15 protein-coding genes and 1 tRNA gene are annotated in these 16,609 nt (G+C 44.5%); 10 read left to right on the top strand and 6 right to left on the bottom strand.

Annotated features, from left to right (window positions below; genetic code table 11):
• Nucleotides 1-15 precede the first annotated feature (15 nt).
• Both AC3IPL_RS01830 and AC3IPL_RS01835 read right to left on the bottom strand, forming a co-directional pair.
• Entirely contained in the window at nt 16-2,025 is a 2,010-nt protein-coding gene (locus AC3IPL_RS01830) for a BglG family transcription antiterminator (RefSeq protein ID WP_489241349.1), read from the bottom strand.
• 63 nt (nt 2,026-2,088) lie between these two features.
• Complete coding sequence (locus AC3IPL_RS01835) at nt 2,089-3,609, bottom strand: PTS mannitol transporter subunit IIBC (protein WP_489241350.1); 1,521 nt, start codon at nt 3,607-3,609, stop codon at nt 2,089-2,091.
• Nucleotides 3,610-4,030: 421 nt separating this feature from the next.
• Here AC3IPL_RS01835 and glmS point away from each other — a divergent pair, with 421 nt between their 5' ends.
• The 3 genes from glmS to AC3IPL_RS01850 all read left to right on the top strand — a co-directional run bounded on the left by glmS (nt 4,031) and on the right by AC3IPL_RS01850 (nt 7,741).
• Nucleotides 4,031-5,833, top strand: a complete 1,803-nt coding sequence (glmS, locus tag AC3IPL_RS01840; RefSeq protein ID WP_489241351.1) for a glutamine--fructose-6-phosphate transaminase (isomerizing) — start codon at nt 4,031-4,033, stop codon at nt 5,831-5,833.
• A 476-nt stretch (nt 5,834-6,309) separates the two neighbouring features.
• A complete protein-coding gene (locus AC3IPL_RS01845) occupies nt 6,310-7,182 on the top strand; it encodes an MBL fold metallo-hydrolase (protein ID WP_489241352.1) in 873 nt (290 codons plus the stop codon).
• A gap of 28 nt (nt 7,183-7,210) precedes the next feature.
• Nucleotides 7,211-7,741 (top strand): DNA topology modulation protein, encoded by a 531-nt coding sequence (locus tag AC3IPL_RS01850; protein ID WP_489241353.1) that lies wholly within the window; start codon nt 7,211-7,213, stop codon nt 7,739-7,741.
• On the opposite strand, the gene AC3IPL_RS01855 is transcribed toward AC3IPL_RS01850, so the two are convergent.
• Entirely contained in the window at nt 7,732-8,202 is a 471-nt protein-coding gene (locus AC3IPL_RS01855) for a hypothetical protein (RefSeq protein ID WP_489241354.1), read from the bottom strand. The two genes, AC3IPL_RS01850 and AC3IPL_RS01855, sit on opposite strands and share 10 nt — an antisense overlap.
• Before the next feature lie 18 nt (nt 8,203-8,220).
• The gene (locus AC3IPL_RS01860; protein ID WP_489241355.1) at nt 8,221-8,628 is read right to left on the bottom strand and encodes a hypothetical protein; all 408 of its coding nucleotides are present in this window, start codon (nt 8,626-8,628) and stop codon (nt 8,221-8,223) included.
• A 154-nt stretch (nt 8,629-8,782) separates the two neighbouring features.
• On the opposite strand from AC3IPL_RS01860, the gene AC3IPL_RS01865 reads away from it, so the two are divergent.
• Nucleotides 8,783-8,854 (top strand) — tRNA-Val (locus tag AC3IPL_RS01865).
• Nucleotides 8,855-9,022: 168 nt separating this feature from the next.
• The gene (locus tag AC3IPL_RS01870; RefSeq protein WP_489241356.1) at nt 9,023-9,370 is read left to right on the top strand and encodes a hypothetical protein; all 348 of its coding nucleotides are present in this window, start codon (nt 9,023-9,025) and stop codon (nt 9,368-9,370) included.
• A gap of 205 nt (nt 9,371-9,575) precedes the next feature.
• On the opposite strand, the gene AC3IPL_RS01875 is transcribed toward AC3IPL_RS01870, so the two are convergent.
• Both AC3IPL_RS01875 and AC3IPL_RS01880 read right to left on the bottom strand, forming a co-directional pair.
• Complete coding sequence (locus AC3IPL_RS01875; RefSeq protein ID WP_489241357.1) at nt 9,576-10,088, bottom strand: 3H domain-containing protein; 513 nt, start codon at nt 10,086-10,088, stop codon at nt 9,576-9,578.
• Nucleotides 10,057-11,154, bottom strand: coding sequence for an aminotransferase class V-fold PLP-dependent enzyme (locus AC3IPL_RS01880; RefSeq protein ID WP_489241358.1), 1,098 nt, complete (start codon nt 11,152-11,154; stop codon nt 10,057-10,059). The genes AC3IPL_RS01875 and AC3IPL_RS01880 overlap by 32 nt, the downstream gene beginning before the upstream one ends.
• An 82-nt stretch (nt 11,155-11,236) precedes the next feature.
• On the opposite strand from AC3IPL_RS01880, the gene AC3IPL_RS01885 reads away from it, so the two are divergent.
• The 5 genes from AC3IPL_RS01885 (at nt 11,237) to AC3IPL_RS01905 (ending at nt 16,596) form a co-directional block, all read left to right on the top strand.
• On the top strand, nt 11,237-12,589 hold the full coding sequence (locus AC3IPL_RS01885) for an FAD-binding protein (RefSeq protein ID WP_489241359.1): 1,353 nt from the start codon (nt 11,237-11,239) through the stop codon (nt 12,587-12,589).
• 2 nt (nt 12,590-12,591) lie between these two features.
• Nucleotides 12,592-13,416 carry a carboxylating nicotinate-nucleotide diphosphorylase gene (gene nadC, locus AC3IPL_RS01890; RefSeq protein WP_489241360.1) on the top strand — a complete coding sequence of 275 codons (825 nt, stop codon included), beginning with the start codon at nt 12,592-12,594 and terminating at the stop codon, nt 13,414-13,416.
• Nucleotides 13,409-14,491: a quinolinate synthase NadA gene (nadA, locus tag AC3IPL_RS01895; protein ID WP_489241361.1), complete on the top strand. Its 1,083-nt coding sequence runs from the start codon at nt 13,409-13,411 to the stop codon at nt 14,489-14,491. The genes nadC and nadA overlap by 8 nt, the downstream gene beginning before the upstream one ends.
• A gap of 344 nt (nt 14,492-14,835) precedes the next feature.
• On the top strand, nt 14,836-16,269 hold the full coding sequence (locus tag AC3IPL_RS01900) for a 6-phospho-beta-glucosidase (RefSeq protein ID WP_489241362.1): 1,434 nt from the start codon (nt 14,836-14,838) through the stop codon (nt 16,267-16,269).
• A 12-nt stretch (nt 16,270-16,281) separates the two neighbouring features.
• Nucleotides 16,282-16,596, top strand: coding sequence for a PTS cellobiose transporter subunit IIB (locus AC3IPL_RS01905; RefSeq protein WP_489241363.1), 315 nt, complete (start codon nt 16,282-16,284; stop codon nt 16,594-16,596).
• The last annotated feature ends 13 nt before the right edge of the window (nt 16,597-16,609 follow it).

Raw genomic sequence — 16,609 nt, forward strand, 5'->3', positions numbered from 1 at the left:
TTTTCTTCACTCCATTTAGTAGATTAGTTGTGTTAATTGCTGCATTAATGCTTGTTTCATATATTGAACGACAAACGTTGAATCCAAAAATAGTTTGTCAGGTGACTCCAAGTGTTCCATGAGCAGTATGCTCAGTTCACTGACGAGCGGCCTTAAGCGTGTCTCGTCAGGTAAAAACATGAGTGCCAGATAACGGACAGGCTGCATGTCGCCGTCCATATTCTTCACCGGCACCTGTTCATCCAATGTGATCATTCCGATACTCGGCCGCTTAATCAATTCATGAACGAGGTGAGGGAGCGCAATCGCAGATCCTGTAATCGCAAATCCCTGAGTCTGTTCTCTCTCATTGACAACATCGAGCAGTGCGTCGCCGTCTGAAGTTACTCCGTACGCTGTGATGAAAGCCTGAATAGCTTCTTCGACAGAAACGGCATCGCTATGCTGGAACACAAGGCCGTCAATGAGCGCATGGCCTTCAACAACAAATGGCACTGCTGTATCGTAAGCATCGACATCAATATCACGCGTTTTGACAGTATGTTTCGCAGCACCCGGTGTAAATATCTGCTCAAGTATTTGCTGGTCAGACGTAGGAAGCAGTGGATTGACGACCGTATAAGGCTGGTCGATATCAAGACCGACTGTGGAAATGATGTGATCGAACTGACTCAAGTTGATTGACTTCAGTTCACTGACCGATGCTTGACGGGTGACGCTGACGTTTGGAAAGTGCTGCTCGATTTGATTGGACAGTATTCTACTTGTCCCAATCCCGCTCGTACAGACGACGAGCACGCGTTCTTCTTCAGCTGCTTTCATCGCCCCGCCGAAATGCAGCACGACGAATGCGATTTCACCGTCCGGAAATGTATGGTCCGGAAATATACGGGTAAGCGCAGTACTGACCGCTTTGAACAGCGTCGGATAATCCGCTTTGATCATATCTGTCAGCGGATTATATGTTTCAATACCCCCTGACAACCGATTTAAAGCAGGTACGAGGTGAAGAAGAATGCCTTCCCTGAGAATAGCGTTGCCATCAAAGTCATAGCCGGTCAATTGTTCCACATGATGAATCAGCTGCTCTGCTTCTGCTGTAATATCAATAGCTGTTTCGCTTTCATCGGCACGGCGTTTAGCACCGCGGAGATGCATCGTGATGAAGATCACTTCTTCAAGGTCGAAGACGACATTGTAGACATATGACAATGACTCAGCCAGGTTCTCAGCTACTGTGAATTCCGGAGTGACCCGTAGTGCCTGAATGAGTTCGTCACTGATCGATACTTGTTCACCGTTACGGATGCGTTCAATAGCAAGGACGATATGAATCGTCAGTGTTAAATAGGAAGTCTCCATCAATACGTAAGGCAGTTCAGACAGTTCATCCATGAGCAGCCGCTCGACGTTGAATATTTGGTTCATATCGACAATATCCAGCAGCTTCTCATCATTCAACGTCTGATAGACAAAGTGATCTTCAATGACAGAGTAGACACTTGTTGAATTGAGCTTCTCAAGCATCAAGTCTGCAAGCAGCTGTCGTTTGTTGACTTCATCACCTGACAGCATCAAGCCTTCGCCGCGCTTTTTCTGCAGTTCCAGATGGTAGCGGGTGAGATCTGCTTCTAATACGGAGAGTTCTTTGTTCAGTTTATTGATCGAGATTCCGATTTCACTGGCAAGACTGTAGAGCTTCACAGGGTCTTTCGCTTTGATCAATGTATATAAGATGATGACTTTCCGTTCATCCATCGACAGATCCAGTACATCCATCGCATCCAGCTGATCCGTCAACTGGTCGAATTGCTCGCTGCTGCCGGAAATTTTGAGGCCTTTGTTCGGCTGACGGAGCAGTTCGAGATGAAGCCGCTCAAGTGTCTGTTCGACATATTTGAGCTCCCGGTGAATCGTCCTGCTTGAGACGCCGAGATCTTGTGCAATCTGACGAATCGTCAAAAAGGAGTGCGGGTTCTTCAGTAACGATTCGATGATTCTCTTCTCGCGATTACTGATCTGCATAACCCACACTCCTTTTAGAAATTATTCACTTAAAGTTTATCTTCATCACATAGAATTGTCTAATTATTGGTCTTTTTTCAAGTTGTCAATCAGTTCATCATAACGTGGTGAATTCAAGAAATTGTCCACTGAAATATGAATTGCATTCGGTACCTGCTTGATCGCACGGTCAGTCAGAACTTTTTGTGTGATCACTAAGTCAGCATCACTTGGCAGCTGATTGATGGCAGAGTTAGTGACATCGACGTTGATGCCTGCTTTTTTGAATTTGTTACGCAGCATCCCTGCACCCATCGCACTTGAACCCATACCAGCATCACAAGCGAAGATGACTTTATTGACGTTTGAGTAGTCATGCGCATTGACGTTTTCTGTGTCATATTGATTCAGAAGATCAGGTTCAGTTGTTTCATCTTTGTCGACTTCAACCACATTGACGCGGTCAGAAGTTGCAGAACCTGCAGCAGCAGCGCCTGTTAATGCACCAGCTACTGAAGATTTTTTGCCTTTTGTTGCTTCCATTTTTGCTGTCGCAGCTGCTAAATCTTCTTCGCTATCTTTAGTGAAACGTAAGATTAACGCACCGACAATAAATGATACCAATGCGGCACCTAATACACCGATCAGCATTGTCAGCAATGAGCCTTTAGGTGTTACTAAGCCGTAAGCAATGATAGAGCCTGGTGCTGCTGGAGACTGCAGACCGAAACCTGTTGCAGAGAAGATAGCAACCCCTGTCGCACCGCCGGCAATAGCAGCGAGCAACATCGCAGGTTTCATCAATACGTATGGGAAGTAGATTTCGTGAATCCCGCCCAAGAAGTGGATGATTGCTGCACCAGGTGCTGTGGCACGTGCAGATCCTTTACCAAAGATCATGTAGGCAAGTAAAATACCAAGACCAGGACCCGGGTTACTTTCCAAAGTGAAAAGAATAGATTTTCCAGCTTCTGCAGCTTCTGCAGTCGCAAGCGGTGTTAACACACCGTGGTTAATTGCGTTATTTAAGAATAATACTTTGGCAGGTTCAATGAAGATGGAGGTTAATGGAAGTAGACCGTTCCCTACAAGGAATTCTACTGCATTACCAAGAATCTGCATTAACCATTCAACGATTGGACCTAAAATGTAGTAAGCAAAAATCATTAAACCAAAGATCAGGAATCCAGCAGAGAAATTGTTAACAAGCATTTCAAAACCTGTTTTAATTCTTGGTTGTAATACTTGGTCAACCTTTTTCATTAACCAGCCCCCAAGTGGACCCATAATCATCGCACCGAGTAGCATTGGAGTTTCAGGGAATGCTGCAATGATACCCATCGTTGCTGCTGCACCGACGACACCACCACGCACGTCATGGACAAGTTTACCACCCATGAATGCGATTAATAGTGGAATTAAATAAGAGATGGAAGGACCTACGATTGTTGCAAGATCCTTGTTCGGGAACCAGCCATCCGGGATGAATAACGCTGTCAATAAGCCCCATGCGATGAACGCTGCGATATTCGGCATAACCATACTACTTAAAAATGAACCAAAAGCTTGAACTTTACGCTGCAAGCCGCTTTTTTGTTCTGCCATGTGTTTCTCTCCTTTAAAAGATATTTTTTATACTGTCTTAATTGTAAATGGACACTTAGTCTTACACAACAAATAGTAAATGCAAGTTTGTCACAGCGATTGGTGACAATTTGAGATAGGTGCCCTTTTGATAAGTATGATGTGCGACTTGTTTATCATATGAAAAGATAGTACAATTATTAAAGTTTAGCAGAACAGGAGGATTAAAGGATTAACAAGGGATACAGCGCCAGAACAGTTTTACTGTTGACGAGGAGAATGGTCATCGAAATTTCGGCGGATGCCATTCCGGATAGGCTTATTCGACAGCTGAATGTTAAACCGGCCAGGTGACTGGTCGTACAAAGACGTCAGCACAAGCAAATACTCTAAATTAACATACAATACATTAAAATATATGGATTAATCGGAGGAAATAACTATGTGTGGTATCGTTGGATATATTGGAACTGAAGACGCAAAGGAAATTCTATTGAAAGGTCTTGAGAAGTTAGAGTACCGTGGTTATGATTCTGCAGGTATCGCAGTACGTCACGGTGAAGATGTCCGTGTGTACAAAGAAAAAGGGCGCATCGCTGAATTACGTAAAGTAGTGGACAGCTCTTTTGAAACATCCACGGGTATCGGTCATACACGCTGGGCAACTCACGGTGTACCTAACCATGTGAACTCTCACCCGCATCAATCAGAATCAGAACGCTTCACTTTAGTTCATAACGGTGTGATTGAAAACTACGAACAGCTGAAAAAAGACTACTTATCAGATGTGACGTTCAAGTCAGACACTGATACAGAAATCATCGTGCAGTTAGTAGAGCACTTTGCGAAGCAGGGATTAGATACAGAAGCAGCATTTGTAGCTGTTCTTAAATTGTTGCACGGGTCATATGCGTTAGGATTACTCGACAAAGAAAATCCTGATGTCATCTATGTCGCTAAAAACAAATCACCATTACTTGTCGGTTTAGGTGAAGGCTTCAACGTTATCGCATCAGATGCAATGGCGATGCTGCAAGTGACTGACACTTATGTTGAACTTGTTGACGGCGAAATCGTTTTAGTCGAAAAAGACAAAGTGACTATTAAAGATATTGAAGGCAACGTGATTGAACGTGCGCCGTACAAAGCAGAAATCGATGCATCAGATATCGAAAAAGGCACTTACGCACATTATATGCTTAAAGAAATTCATGAGCAGCCGGGCGTTATGCGTAAAATCATCCAGGAATATCAGGATGACAATGGCCAGCTGAAAGTAGACGCTGACATCATTCAAGCAGTCCGCCAAGCTGACCGCGTCTACATCGTCGCTTGTGGTACATCATATAATGCAGGACTGGTCGGTAAAGAATATCTTGAGAAGTGGTCAAATGTTCCGACTGAAGTCCATGTCGCAAGTGAATTTGTCTATAACATGCCGCTATTATCAGAAAAACCATTGTTCATCTTCATCTCTCAATCAGGAGAGACTGCAGACAGCCGTGCCGTATTAGTAGCGGTGAAAGAGCTAGGCCATACAGCACTGACGATTACAAACGTCCCAGGATCTACTTTATCACGTGAAGCAGATCATACATTGATTCTGCATGCTGGTCCAGAAATCGCTGTAGCATCAACAAAAGCATATACAGCACAGATTGCGGTTCTTGCGATTCTGTCACAAGTAGTCGCTAAAGATGCCGGCATTGACACAGGAATTGACTTATTGCCTGAACTTGCCAAAGTCACTGCAGCGATCACGACTGTTGTCGACGATGCGCCGCGCATGGAAGAAATCGCGCGTGAATTCCTGGCAACGACTCGCAATGCATTTTTCATCGGCCGTACGATGGATTACTACGTCGGTGTCGAAGGATCATTGAAGCTGAAAGAAATTTCTTACATCCAGGCAGAAGGCTTTGCCGGCGGAGAATTGAAACATGGTACAATTGCTTTGATTGAAGACGGTACACCAGTTATTGCTCTTGCAACTCAAGAAGCGGTTAACTTATCAATCCGCGGTAACGTCAAAGAAGTCGTCGCACGTGGTGCTCATCCATGTATCATTACTATGAGCGGATTAGAACAAGAAGGCGACACTTATGTATTGCCAACTGTTCACGAAATGCTTGCACCATTAGTATCTGTAGTCACTACTCAGCTGATTGCATACTACGCAGCACTTCACAGAGATTGTGACGTTGATAAACCAAGAAACTTAGCTAAATCAGTAACAGTTGAATAAGGAATAGAGGAAAGCAGCCATCAAACTGAGTTTGATGGCTGCTTTTTTGTGGGTGAATGAAGGTTTGAGCTGAGGATAGAGTAATTTCCTGGCCCTCAAACGGGATTAGAGGGCCAAGTTTGAGTGAAAATCGAGAAATCCGGCAAAACATGGCCCTCAAACAGGATTACAGGGCCATGTTTGAGTGAAAATCGAGAAATCCGGCAAAACATGGCCCTCAAATAGGATTACAGGGCCATGTTTGAGTGGAAATCGAGAAATCCTGCGAAACATGGCCCTCAAACAGGATTAGAGGGCCATGTTTAAGTGAAAATTGAGAAATCCATTGAAACATGGCCTTCAAACGAGATTACAGGGCCAAGTTTGAATAGAAATCAAGAAATTCATCAAAACATGGCCTTCTAAATCACAAATTGATTAACTCCTCCTTACTTTGGGAATAATGAAAGAACAATGCTTTATAAGGGGGAAATCAAATGAACAGCAATATGCATTATGGTAAAGACTATAAATCCATTCCTGTCACTTCACTTTCAAGCGGACGTACAAAAGAAGTGCTTCCAGACTTGTTCAGTCATACAACGCAAATGGTTAATGTTTATTTTGTCGGGGATCCACAATCACATGAATTTGTATTGATCGATGCAGGGATGCCGAATTCAGCGGTACAGATCAAAATGGCGGCAGAAGACATATACGGTAAAGGTGCAAAGCCGAAAGCCATTATATTAACGCATGGTCACTTTGACCACGTCGGCTCTATCATTGAACTGGTCGAAGAATGGCAAGTACCAGTGATTGCACATCCTCAGGAAATACCCTTCCTAACCGGCAGAGATTATTACGAGTCACCGGATCCGGGTGTCGGTGGCGGTCTTGCTGCACGGATGTCGTTCATGTATCCGAAGCGGCCGATTAATCTACAGGATAATGTTTATGCACTGCCGGCTGATGGAACTGTTCCTTACATGCCGAGCTTCAGATGGATTCATACACCAGGTCACACGCCGGGTCATGTCTCACTGTTCAGACCGAGCGACCGGACATTGATTGCAGGTGATGCGTTTGTCAATGTTCAACAGGAGTCACTTAGAAAAGTATTTTTACAGACGGAAGAGTTGAATGGCCCGCCAAAATATTTCACACCTGACTGGGTGTCGGCAAGAGAATCGGTCAGACAGCTCGCGGCTCTTAAACCAAAAGTAGCAGTAACCGGTCACGGCAAAGAAATCGTCGGTGAGGATCTTGAACGCAATCTAGAATATTTAGCAAACAACTTTGATTATCTCGCTATTCCGAAAGACGGCCGTTACGTCAGACGGATGAAACGGATGAATCTCCATAATTAATGACTGACATCGATAACAGGAGGCTGTTATGAATCGTATAATGATTATTGGACCAGGTGGTGCTGGAAAATCCACATTAGCTAGGACGATAGGCGAACAGTTGAATCTGCCGGTCTTTCATTTGGATGCACATATGTGGCAGCCCAACTGGGTGATGACGCCTAGACACGAACAACGTGTGATTCAGGAGCGATTACTGACAGCAGATCGATGGGTCATTGACGGTAACTATTCAAGTACAATGGATGTCAGAATCGCCAAAGCAGATACTATTATCTTTCTGGATATTAATCATAGAATTGCTTTGTACCAGACGGTTAAACGATATATGATGTTTCGCAATCAAGTGAGGCCCGACATGGGTATGGGTTGTCATGAAAAGATCGACTGGGAATTCATCCGATGGATCTGGAACTATCCGAAAAATCAGCGGCCTAAAGTCATGTCACTTCTCGGTAATGTATCACCCGGCAAAGAAATCATCATCTTGAAATCACCGCAGCAGATTGAGCTGTTTGTACAAAATAGTTTGAATGAACACGGTCCTGCTCAAAATTGAGTAGGATCGTTTTTTGTTACATCGTTTTCTGTTTCCAGCAGTTGCCTGCTTAACTGATAATCCACGAAGCTTATATATGTCATATAGATCAATAGACCTAGTATTAAAAACATTATCATACTATGGTTACGCAAAATTTCAGACTGCTTCAAAAAGAAAAATGCAAAACTGAATGTTAAAGGAACGATCGCATGAATTAATAAAATCAGTTTACGGATCGTCAGCAACTGGTACTTACTAATTCTTTTTCTATGAGGATTCACTCTTATATCTTCCGTCTGTTCATCTACAAAAGACTTGAGACTCCCTGCTATCACGCTGAATGAACCAGAGAGTATAAACAATGCATCGGCAGCTGTAGAAGTGCCTGATAGATTAAAGATTAGATCGATCGACATCACCACACCTAATGCAAAAGCTGCAATGCCGAATATTAAAATACCTAATGTTTTTCTGCTCATCTAGTCATCTCCTAAAGCTTAATCAGCATGCCGATACTTTTTATATAACAAGTATTGTTTTCGTAGTGAAAACGCAAAGGTCGCTGCACATATAAATAATGCCAGTGTATATAAATCTAACGCATTTACTATCAGCTCTTGAAATATCACCACCCCTAATACCAGTTCAAATATGATATGCGCTGCCATACTTAATCGAATGATAGAGATAAGCCTTGATACAGTTGTTTTTACGTGATTTGTAGAGCGATAGGCTTTTTCATAATCATCAACAAGTATTTGCAGACCGACACAGAAATTAATACCCGTAATAAAAAAGGGATAATTTACATTATTATTCATTGGTGAATTAATATATGTAAGTACTTGCATCACTAGTAAAGCTATAGCAGTCCCAATCAAGAACCAGCCTATTGATTTAATCATCGTATCTGCCCCTTATGATTATAATGATTCAGATAATTATAATACAAAAATTGAATTTTTTGTATATTTAATATAATAATACATTAATTTTTTCTACTATAATAGTATTGGCTAAATCCTTTCGTGATGCTATAATTAAGGAAATCTTATATCTGCACCCTTAGTTCAGCGGGAGAATACTTGCTCGACAAGCAAGGGGTCGGCGGTTCGAATCCGTCAGGGTGCATTGTCAGTCCGCTTGTTAATGTTAACAGGCGGGCTTTTTCTTTTAGAAGATAGAAATGATATGTTAAAATACTCTGGCACTGCTATAATTCCTTCTGATATAATAAAATGGGTGTCATTGAGACTCCAGTTATTATATAAACATAATGTTATAAATTAGGAGTAAAGAATGAGCCATTTTAATTTTTTGTTAGCTTGTCAAAACCGGGATTTTGAAGCGATCGAGGAGATGTCATCTGAGAATCTGACGTTCCGGATCGTTCATCAGGATAATACGGAGCAGGCAGGTTCACTAAAAGAAATGCTGGAAGTATTCGCTAATGCTTTTGAGGACTTGTCATACTGGGATTTTGAAGTCATCCATAAAGTTGAAAGAAGCGGTCAGAATATTGTTCTCGTAGACACAAAAAGAGAAAACAGAGTTGATGGGACGGTTATCCATTCACTATGGATTGTAACTTTTCAGACTCAAGACAGTAAAGACATGATACAGAAAGTCCATATAGAGTTGCTGTAAGGCACAAAAAAAGACGGAGAATGCTCCGTCTTTTTTTGTGGAGAAAATTAATTTTGACTAATACCTGAACTCCATACAGTTGATTTCTTCTACATACCACTTACAACCTATTTTAACGAATGTGACATTTAAGTGATCCTTTAAAGAATAACATGCTGCTGAGAGGCTGAATAAAAGACCAGGATCACTGAACAGGATCCCGGTCTTATTCTAATAGAAAGCCATGTTTTCTCAAATCATTCACTGCGTTGTCCAATATTTTCTCTGTAGCAGCGGACAACGTGTGCTGATGGATGCCGTCTGTCAGTTCAGCGAGCATTCGGCCGTTGTCTTCTGACATATTGCGGCTGAACTTGTCGCAGTCTTCGATGGAAGTCAGCATGAGTTCGACTGTAATCCGGCCGTAGATCGGGTGCTGGATGGATACATCATTGACAATGGCGCCGTTCTCGACGATGATTCTCACTTCTGTCGACATTTCTTCTGCTGTATGCGAAACCATAACAGTACGTTCATAAGGGCCGCCGATTTTCTGCGGCGGCTGATAAATATAGCCGCGTTTTGTCGATACGATCGGGTGGTCGTGTTTCAGTGCAGCGATGTCTGAGACGATGATCTGCCTTGAGACGTTGAATATCTGACTGAGTGTACTGCCGGTCACGGGATAGTTCTGATCTTTTATGTAATCAGCGATTTGCTGACGTCTGTCTTGAGTCATGGAATTCCTCGCTTATTCTGTTCAGAGCCGCCGCAAGCTGACTTACTTCACCGGGTGTTGTCAGATGGCTGAGCGATACTCTGAAGTACTGGTTGATCGGGTCTATCAGTTGCGTCAGACCTATTGAGTGTATTGTACCATGCCCGCACGCTGTACCGGTAGAGATGAGAATACCTTCCTGCGACAGCCGCTGCATCATGTACTGGCCCTCGCACTGCCGACTGATCAAAGGAATGATATAAGGGCTCATCTCGTAATCAAGCGTTCTGTAGGCATCGTTCAGACCGGCAAGCAGCTGTCTTTTAAGTGCAGCTGTGTATGTCAGATGGTTCTGGATATACGGCTGCATTGCTGTCAGCCGGTGCGCCATGACAGCGAAGGCGGGGATATCCAGCGTTCCGTTCTTTGTGCCATATTCATGATGGAAATGTGGATTTAGTGAGCGGATATAGTCCGGTTTGATTCTCAGTGCGCCGATTCCTTTCGGGCCGTAGAACTTATGAGCACTGAAGGCATAGGACGTCATCCCGGTCGTATCAACCGGCAGTTTACCTGCTGCCTGCACGATATCGCAGTGATAGGGAACATTGTACTCTCGGCATAGCAAGCTGAGCGCTTCAACCGGCATAAGCAGGCCGGTCTCTGAATGCGTATGCTGCATAATGACGAGGTCTACTTGCGCAATGAGCTCGTTGGCGGCATCCAGCTGGACACGCCCGTCTTCTATAGGGAGTAGAATAAGTTCTGCCCGGTGCTGTTCGAGTGCTGAGAAGATAGATGGGTGTTCAAGCGGTGAGACAAGGACACGCGGCTGATGCTTACCGTAGAGATACAGCTCAATCGCAATCCGGTTGGCTTCTGATGCGCTTGTGGTGACAATCGTTGTCAAGTTATCTGTAAACATGTCATCTAAATAGTGTTCAGCCGCTTCTCTCAATGACTTCACTTCGTCTCCTCCGGCATGAAGACTCTCGTGATTGTAGAAGTAATCTGCTGTGAGCTCGCTGTATAGCTTAATATTCTCAGGCAGAAAAGGTGTCGTCGCCGCATAATCTAAATAAATCATGGAATTCCCTCTTGTTATTTTTATTTTTATATGACAATATTATTGTAAAACTATTGTCAACTAAAAGTAAAGGTGTTTGTCGATGTATGACTTATTGATTGTAGGCGGGGGTGTCAGTGCGCTGAGCCTGCTCCATGACCTGCCCGCGGATATGAATGTCCTCGAGTTACAGAATAGCAAGACAGCGAGCAGTGAGCTCGCGCAGGGCGGCATTGCGACGTCGCTCTTCGAACCATCCATGATGCAGCATATTACAGACACTTATGTCGCTGGGTGCCGCCAAGGTGACCTCGCCGTGATTGAAGCACTGATCGCGACTGGAAACGGCGTACTTCGTGATTATATCGATGAAGGGATACCGTTTGACCGGCAGAACAATCACTTTGAACTGGCTCTCGAGGCAGCACACAGCCTGCCCCGCATCCTTCATATGAAAGACCGGACAGGCTATCACTTCTGCCAGTGGCTCCGGCAGCACATTAAGGCCCACGTGACGCATGTTACAGGCGATCTGCTCGAACTGACGGCTGATGATGACGGTATTACAGGTGCGGTCTATCAGACGGCGTCCGGGACATACAGACTCGACTGCCGACAGATTGTGCTTGCGACCGGCGGAGCGAGCGGGCTGTACGGTGTATCATCCAATGCATCTGAACGAAGTGCTATCCCGCTGATGCTCGCTGAAAAGGTAGGCTGCACGCTAAAGAATATGGCGTACTTCCAGTTTCATCCGACACTGCTTGACGCAGGGCAGCGGAACCAGCTCATATCAGAAGCGGTGAGAGGTGCAGGCGGCGTGCTGGTCACGAACAGCGGAGAACGCGTCATGGCGGGTGGTGACCTTGCCCCGCGAGATGTCGTTGCACGTGCCATCTACAATCTCGGTGAACAGGCTTATCTCGATATCTCGGCAGTCCAGGATTTCAGTGACCGCTTCCCGGCGATCCGCCAAGTGCTGGATGACCATCATATCGATGATGCTATTCCCGTGACACCAGGCGCTCATTATATGATCGTCGGCATTGCGACGGATACTAGCGGCAGAACAGACGTCAGCGGGCTGTACGTCATCGGTGAAGCGAGCTGCACCGGTTTTCACGGCGCGAACCGACTTGCGAGTAATTCACTGCTGGAAGGGCTCGCCATGGGCAGACTATGTGCGGCGCAGCTCAAGCAATCAGCACGCGCTGTAACGGTGCAGTTAACAGTATCGACAGTGACGATTCCGTCTTTTCGCTTCAAGGATGAACTGATGACTTACTGCGGCATTCACCGCACTGAACACGAGCTGAAGAAAGGACTCGCCTTCTTCAGCCGTGAGACGACAGGAATCGACCGGCTTTATCATGAACTCTGCTGCATCATCATCCGTTCAGCACTGAGTGCACCGTCAGCAGGTGTTCACTACATTACTAACAAGAAAGAGAGATAAGTATGAATCCTATTCTGATTGAAGAGAAACTCAAGGCATTTCTGAAGGAGGACATCCAGTTCGGTGATTTGTCCTCCATGATATTCACTGGAGAGACCGGTGCGATGACTATCCTCGCGAAAGACAGCGGCATATTCTGCGGCGCGGAGATCATCGAGCGGGGTTTCAATATTTTGAGTGAGACTTCTGTTGAACTTCATGTGAAGGACGGCGAGATGATTACGCACGAGCAGACACTCGCCGTCATACACGGCCGTATCCGTGACTTGCTGCAGGCAGAACGCACAGTACTGAATCTCATTCAGCGGATGTCAGGCATCGCGACGATGACGAACCGGTACGTTGAAGCGGCGGGCGGCAGATGTCAGATTGCCGATACTCGTAAGACGACGCCCGGACTCGGTATGTTTGAGAAGTATGCAGTCGTGACAGGCGGCGGCAGCAACCACCGCCGTTCATTGAACGACGGCATCATGCTGAAAGATAATCATATCGCCTATGCAGGCTCAATCACAGAAGCCGTACAGCGTGCCGCGCCATACAAAGGCCATATGGACAAGATAGAAGTGGAGATTGAGACACCGGACATGCTGGAAGAAGCCATTACAGCGGGAGCGGATATCATTATGTTCGATAACTGCAGCCCGGGGATGATCAAAGAGAACATCAATAAAGTGCCGGATCATATCACGACAGAAGCATCCGGCGGTATTACGTTTGAAAAGATAGATGTCTACAGTAGAACAGGCGTCGATTATATTTCGGTGGGGGCGCTCTTCTATTCAGCACATGCTCTCGATATATCAGCGGAGGTGGCCTATGTTTAAGATTGCCCAATTACCTGAGAAATACCGCACGATGACGACAGAAGAACTGACGGCGAGAGTGAAAGAAGTAAAAGCCCGGCTCGGCAGTGACCTCTTTATCCCGGCGCATCATTACCAGAAAGACGAAGTCGTCCAGTTCGCGGATATGACAGGCGACTCACTGGAACTTGCGAACTTCAGCCGTGATAATCATGCGAAATACATCGTCTTCTGTGGTGTGCACTTTATGGCGGAAACTGCTGATATGCTGACATCAGATGAGCAGATTGTCTTATTGCCGGACTTACGGGCAGGCTGTTCAATGGCCGATATGGCAAACATTCATCAAGTCGAACGCTGCGATAATTATCTGCAGGAACATTACAATATCGATGTGCTGCCGCTGACTTACGTCAATTCAACAGCAGCCATCAAAGCATTCGTCGGCCGGAAGAACGGCGCGTGTCTGACGAGCGGCAATGCCCATAAGATGGTCAGCTGGGCACTTGAACAGAACCAGGTCATCCTCTTCCTGCCGGATCAGCACTTAGGCCGGAACACCGCCTATGATCTCGGCATCCCGCTCGAACAGATGGCTGTCTATGACCCGGTGCAGCAGCGACTGGAGTACGAGGGAGATATCAGTGACCTGCGCATCATCCTCTGGAAAGGACACTGCTCTGTCCATGAGAAGTTCACTGTCAGTAACATCGACCACATCAGACAGACTGAGCCGGACCGGCGAATCATCGTCCATCCGGAATGTTCATTTGACGTCGTCCAGCAGAGTGACGACAACGGCTCGACAAGAAAGATCATCCAAACGATAGCAGCAGCGGCACCCGGCACGAAGTGGGCAATCGGCACCGAGATGAACCTCGTCAACCGACTGATCAAAGACCATCCGGACCTGGATATCGTCTCACTTAATCCTTATATGTGCGCCTGCCTGACCATGAATCGTATCGACCTGCCGCACTTCGTCTGGTGTCTTGATAAAATCCTTGAAGATGATTACAGCAACCAGATCACCGTCAACAGCGAGACGACACAGTATGCACTGAAAGCACTGGATAAAATGCTTGAGCGGCAGTGACAGTATAGGATGAGCACAACGCGTGCTTTTCGTTGCTGGTGGTTCTTCGGACAGGCCGCATTAGTCTACGATGACAAGAACGGGGCATTTCTCGGTTACAAATACACAATGAAAGCATCAGTGAAAGCTATAAAAAGAGCATATTTGAAATAGTGTAAGGCACAGGACTTGTCCTGTGCTTTTTGTTTACTGAATTTACAGAAAATTGTATAATCTATAATGATATTGTATACTCATTAATTATTTCACTATAATTTGCCGTATCGTTACGGTAATTTTATAAATTCTACTTCCTTATGTAAGCGTATACAATAAAATTGTAGAACATATAAGGAGGAATATTAATGGCTAAGTTACCTGACGATTTTTTGTGGGGCGGCGCAGTTGCAGCGCATCAATTAGAAGGTGGATTCAACGAAGGTGGTAAAGGAATTAACGTAGCAGATGTGATGACAGCAGGTCGCCACGGTGTACCTCGTGAAATTACAGACGGCATCGTTGATGGAAAGTATTACCCGAACCACGAAGCAATTGATTTCTATCATCGTTACAAAGAAGACATCGCTTTATTCAAAGAAATGGGCTTCAAATGTTTCAGAACATCTATTGCATGGGCAAGGATCTTTCCGAATGGTGATGAAACTGAACCGAACGAAGCAGGATTGAAATTCTATGACGACTTATTTGATGAATGTCTGCGTCAGGGGATTGAACCTGTCGTGACATTAAGCCACTTCGAATTACCTTATCATCTCGTTACAGAATACGGTGGTTTCAGAAATCGTAAGTTAATTGATTTCTTCGTCCGTTTCGCAGAAGTTGTCTTTGAACGTTACAAAAACAAAGTGAAATATTGGATGACATTCAATGAAATCAACAACCAGGCGAACTTCCATGAAGATTTTGCACCATTCACTAACTCGGGCGTCAAATATGAGAAAGGTGAAAATCGCGAACAGATTATGTATCAGGCTGCGCATTATGAGTTAGTCGCAAGTGCAGAAGCTGTAAAAATCGGTAAACAGATCAATCCTGAATTTGAAATCGGCTGTATGATTGCGATGTGTCCAATCTATCCAGCTACTGCGGATCCGAAAGATGTTCTAATGGCTCAAAAAGCAATGCAGAAACGTTACTATTTTACCGATGTTCATGTGTACGGTGAGTATCCTGCTTTCTTGACTAAGTACTTTGACAGAAAAGGATTCAAGTTAGATATTACAGAAGCAGATCTTGCTGTATTAAAAGAAGGAACAGTTGATTATATTGGTTTCAGTTACTATATGAGTTTTGCAGCGTCACACGCAAAAACTAATGAATATTATGATTATGATGAAACGAGAGATTTAGTCCGTAATGACTACGTTAAAGCATCAGACTGGGGCTGGCAGATTGACCCTGAAGGTTTGAGGTATTCACTCAACTGGTTCACAGATATGTACCGCAAGCCGTTATTCATTGTTGAGAATGGTTTTGGTGCTATTGATGAACTGGATGATCAAGGTGTCGTTCAGGATGATTACAGAATTGACTATTTAAGAAATCATATTGAACAAATGATATTAGCAGTGGATGAAGATGGTGTGGACTTGATGGGGTACACCCCATGGGGCTGTATCGATTTAGTGTCAGCAAGTACAGGTGAAATGAAGAAACGTTATGGTTTTATCTACGTCGATAAAGACAACGAAGGTAACGGTACGCTAGAACGGATACCTAAGAAGTCATTTTACTGGTATAAAGAGGTTATCGCTTCAAACGGAGAAAACTTACAATAGGAGGATATTAATATGAAAAAAGCATTAATCATCTGCGCAGCAGGAATGTCATCATCATTGATGGCTAAAAAGACAACAGAATTTTTAAAAGGTAAAGGTGAAGATATTGAAGTTGATGCCGTATCAGCAAATGAAGGGGCAAAAATGATTGAAACGAGTGACTTTGATTTGTTCTTGATCAGCCCGCAGACAAAAATGCACTTTAATCGTTTCAAAGGAATGGGCGAGCAAGTAGGTAAACCAGTGGTTAATATTCCGCCTCAAGCTTATATTCCGATTCCAATGGGTGTCGAAAAATTAGGAAACTTAGTTTTACAGGAGATTTAATTGCAAGTTTCCT

The organism is Macrococcus sp. GL_134, assembly GCF_057834705.1.

Excerpts from the sequence above, each read along its gene's own strand:
- AC3IPL_RS01830 (WP_489241349.1), bottom strand. The coding sequence starts at position 2,025 with ATGCAGATCAGTAATCGCGAGAAGAGAATCATCGAATCGTTACTGAAG.
- AC3IPL_RS01835 (WP_489241350.1), bottom strand. The coding sequence starts at position 3,609 with ATGGCAGAACAAAAAAGCGGCTTGCAGCGTAAAGTTCAAGCTTTTGGT.
- glmS (WP_489241351.1), top strand. The coding sequence starts at position 4,031 with ATGTGTGGTATCGTTGGATATATTGGAACTGAAGACGCAAAGGAAATT.
- AC3IPL_RS01845 (WP_489241352.1), top strand. The coding sequence starts at position 6,310 with ATGAACAGCAATATGCATTATGGTAAAGACTATAAATCCATTCCTGTC.
- AC3IPL_RS01850 (WP_489241353.1), top strand. The coding sequence starts at position 7,211 with ATGAATCGTATAATGATTATTGGACCAGGTGGTGCTGGAAAATCCACA.
- AC3IPL_RS01855 (WP_489241354.1), bottom strand. The coding sequence starts at position 8,202 with ATGAGCAGAAAAACATTAGGTATTTTAATATTCGGCATTGCAGCTTTT.
- AC3IPL_RS01860 (WP_489241355.1), bottom strand. The coding sequence starts at position 8,628 with ATGATTAAATCAATAGGCTGGTTCTTGATTGGGACTGCTATAGCTTTA.
- AC3IPL_RS01870 (WP_489241356.1), top strand. The coding sequence starts at position 9,023 with ATGAGCCATTTTAATTTTTTGTTAGCTTGTCAAAACCGGGATTTTGAA.
- AC3IPL_RS01875 (WP_489241357.1), bottom strand. The coding sequence starts at position 10,088 with ATGACTCAAGACAGACGTCAGCAAATCGCTGATTACATAAAAGATCAG.
- AC3IPL_RS01880 (WP_489241358.1), bottom strand. The coding sequence starts at position 11,154 with ATGATTTATTTAGATTATGCGGCGACGACACCTTTTCTGCCTGAGAAT.
- AC3IPL_RS01885 (WP_489241359.1), top strand. The coding sequence starts at position 11,237 with ATGTATGACTTATTGATTGTAGGCGGGGGTGTCAGTGCGCTGAGCCTG.
- nadC (WP_489241360.1), top strand. The coding sequence starts at position 12,592 with ATGAATCCTATTCTGATTGAAGAGAAACTCAAGGCATTTCTGAAGGAG.
- nadA (WP_489241361.1), top strand. The coding sequence starts at position 13,409 with ATGTTTAAGATTGCCCAATTACCTGAGAAATACCGCACGATGACGACA.
- AC3IPL_RS01900 (WP_489241362.1), top strand. The coding sequence starts at position 14,836 with ATGGCTAAGTTACCTGACGATTTTTTGTGGGGCGGCGCAGTTGCAGCG.
- AC3IPL_RS01905 (WP_489241363.1), top strand. The coding sequence starts at position 16,282 with ATGAAAAAAGCATTAATCATCTGCGCAGCAGGAATGTCATCATCATTG.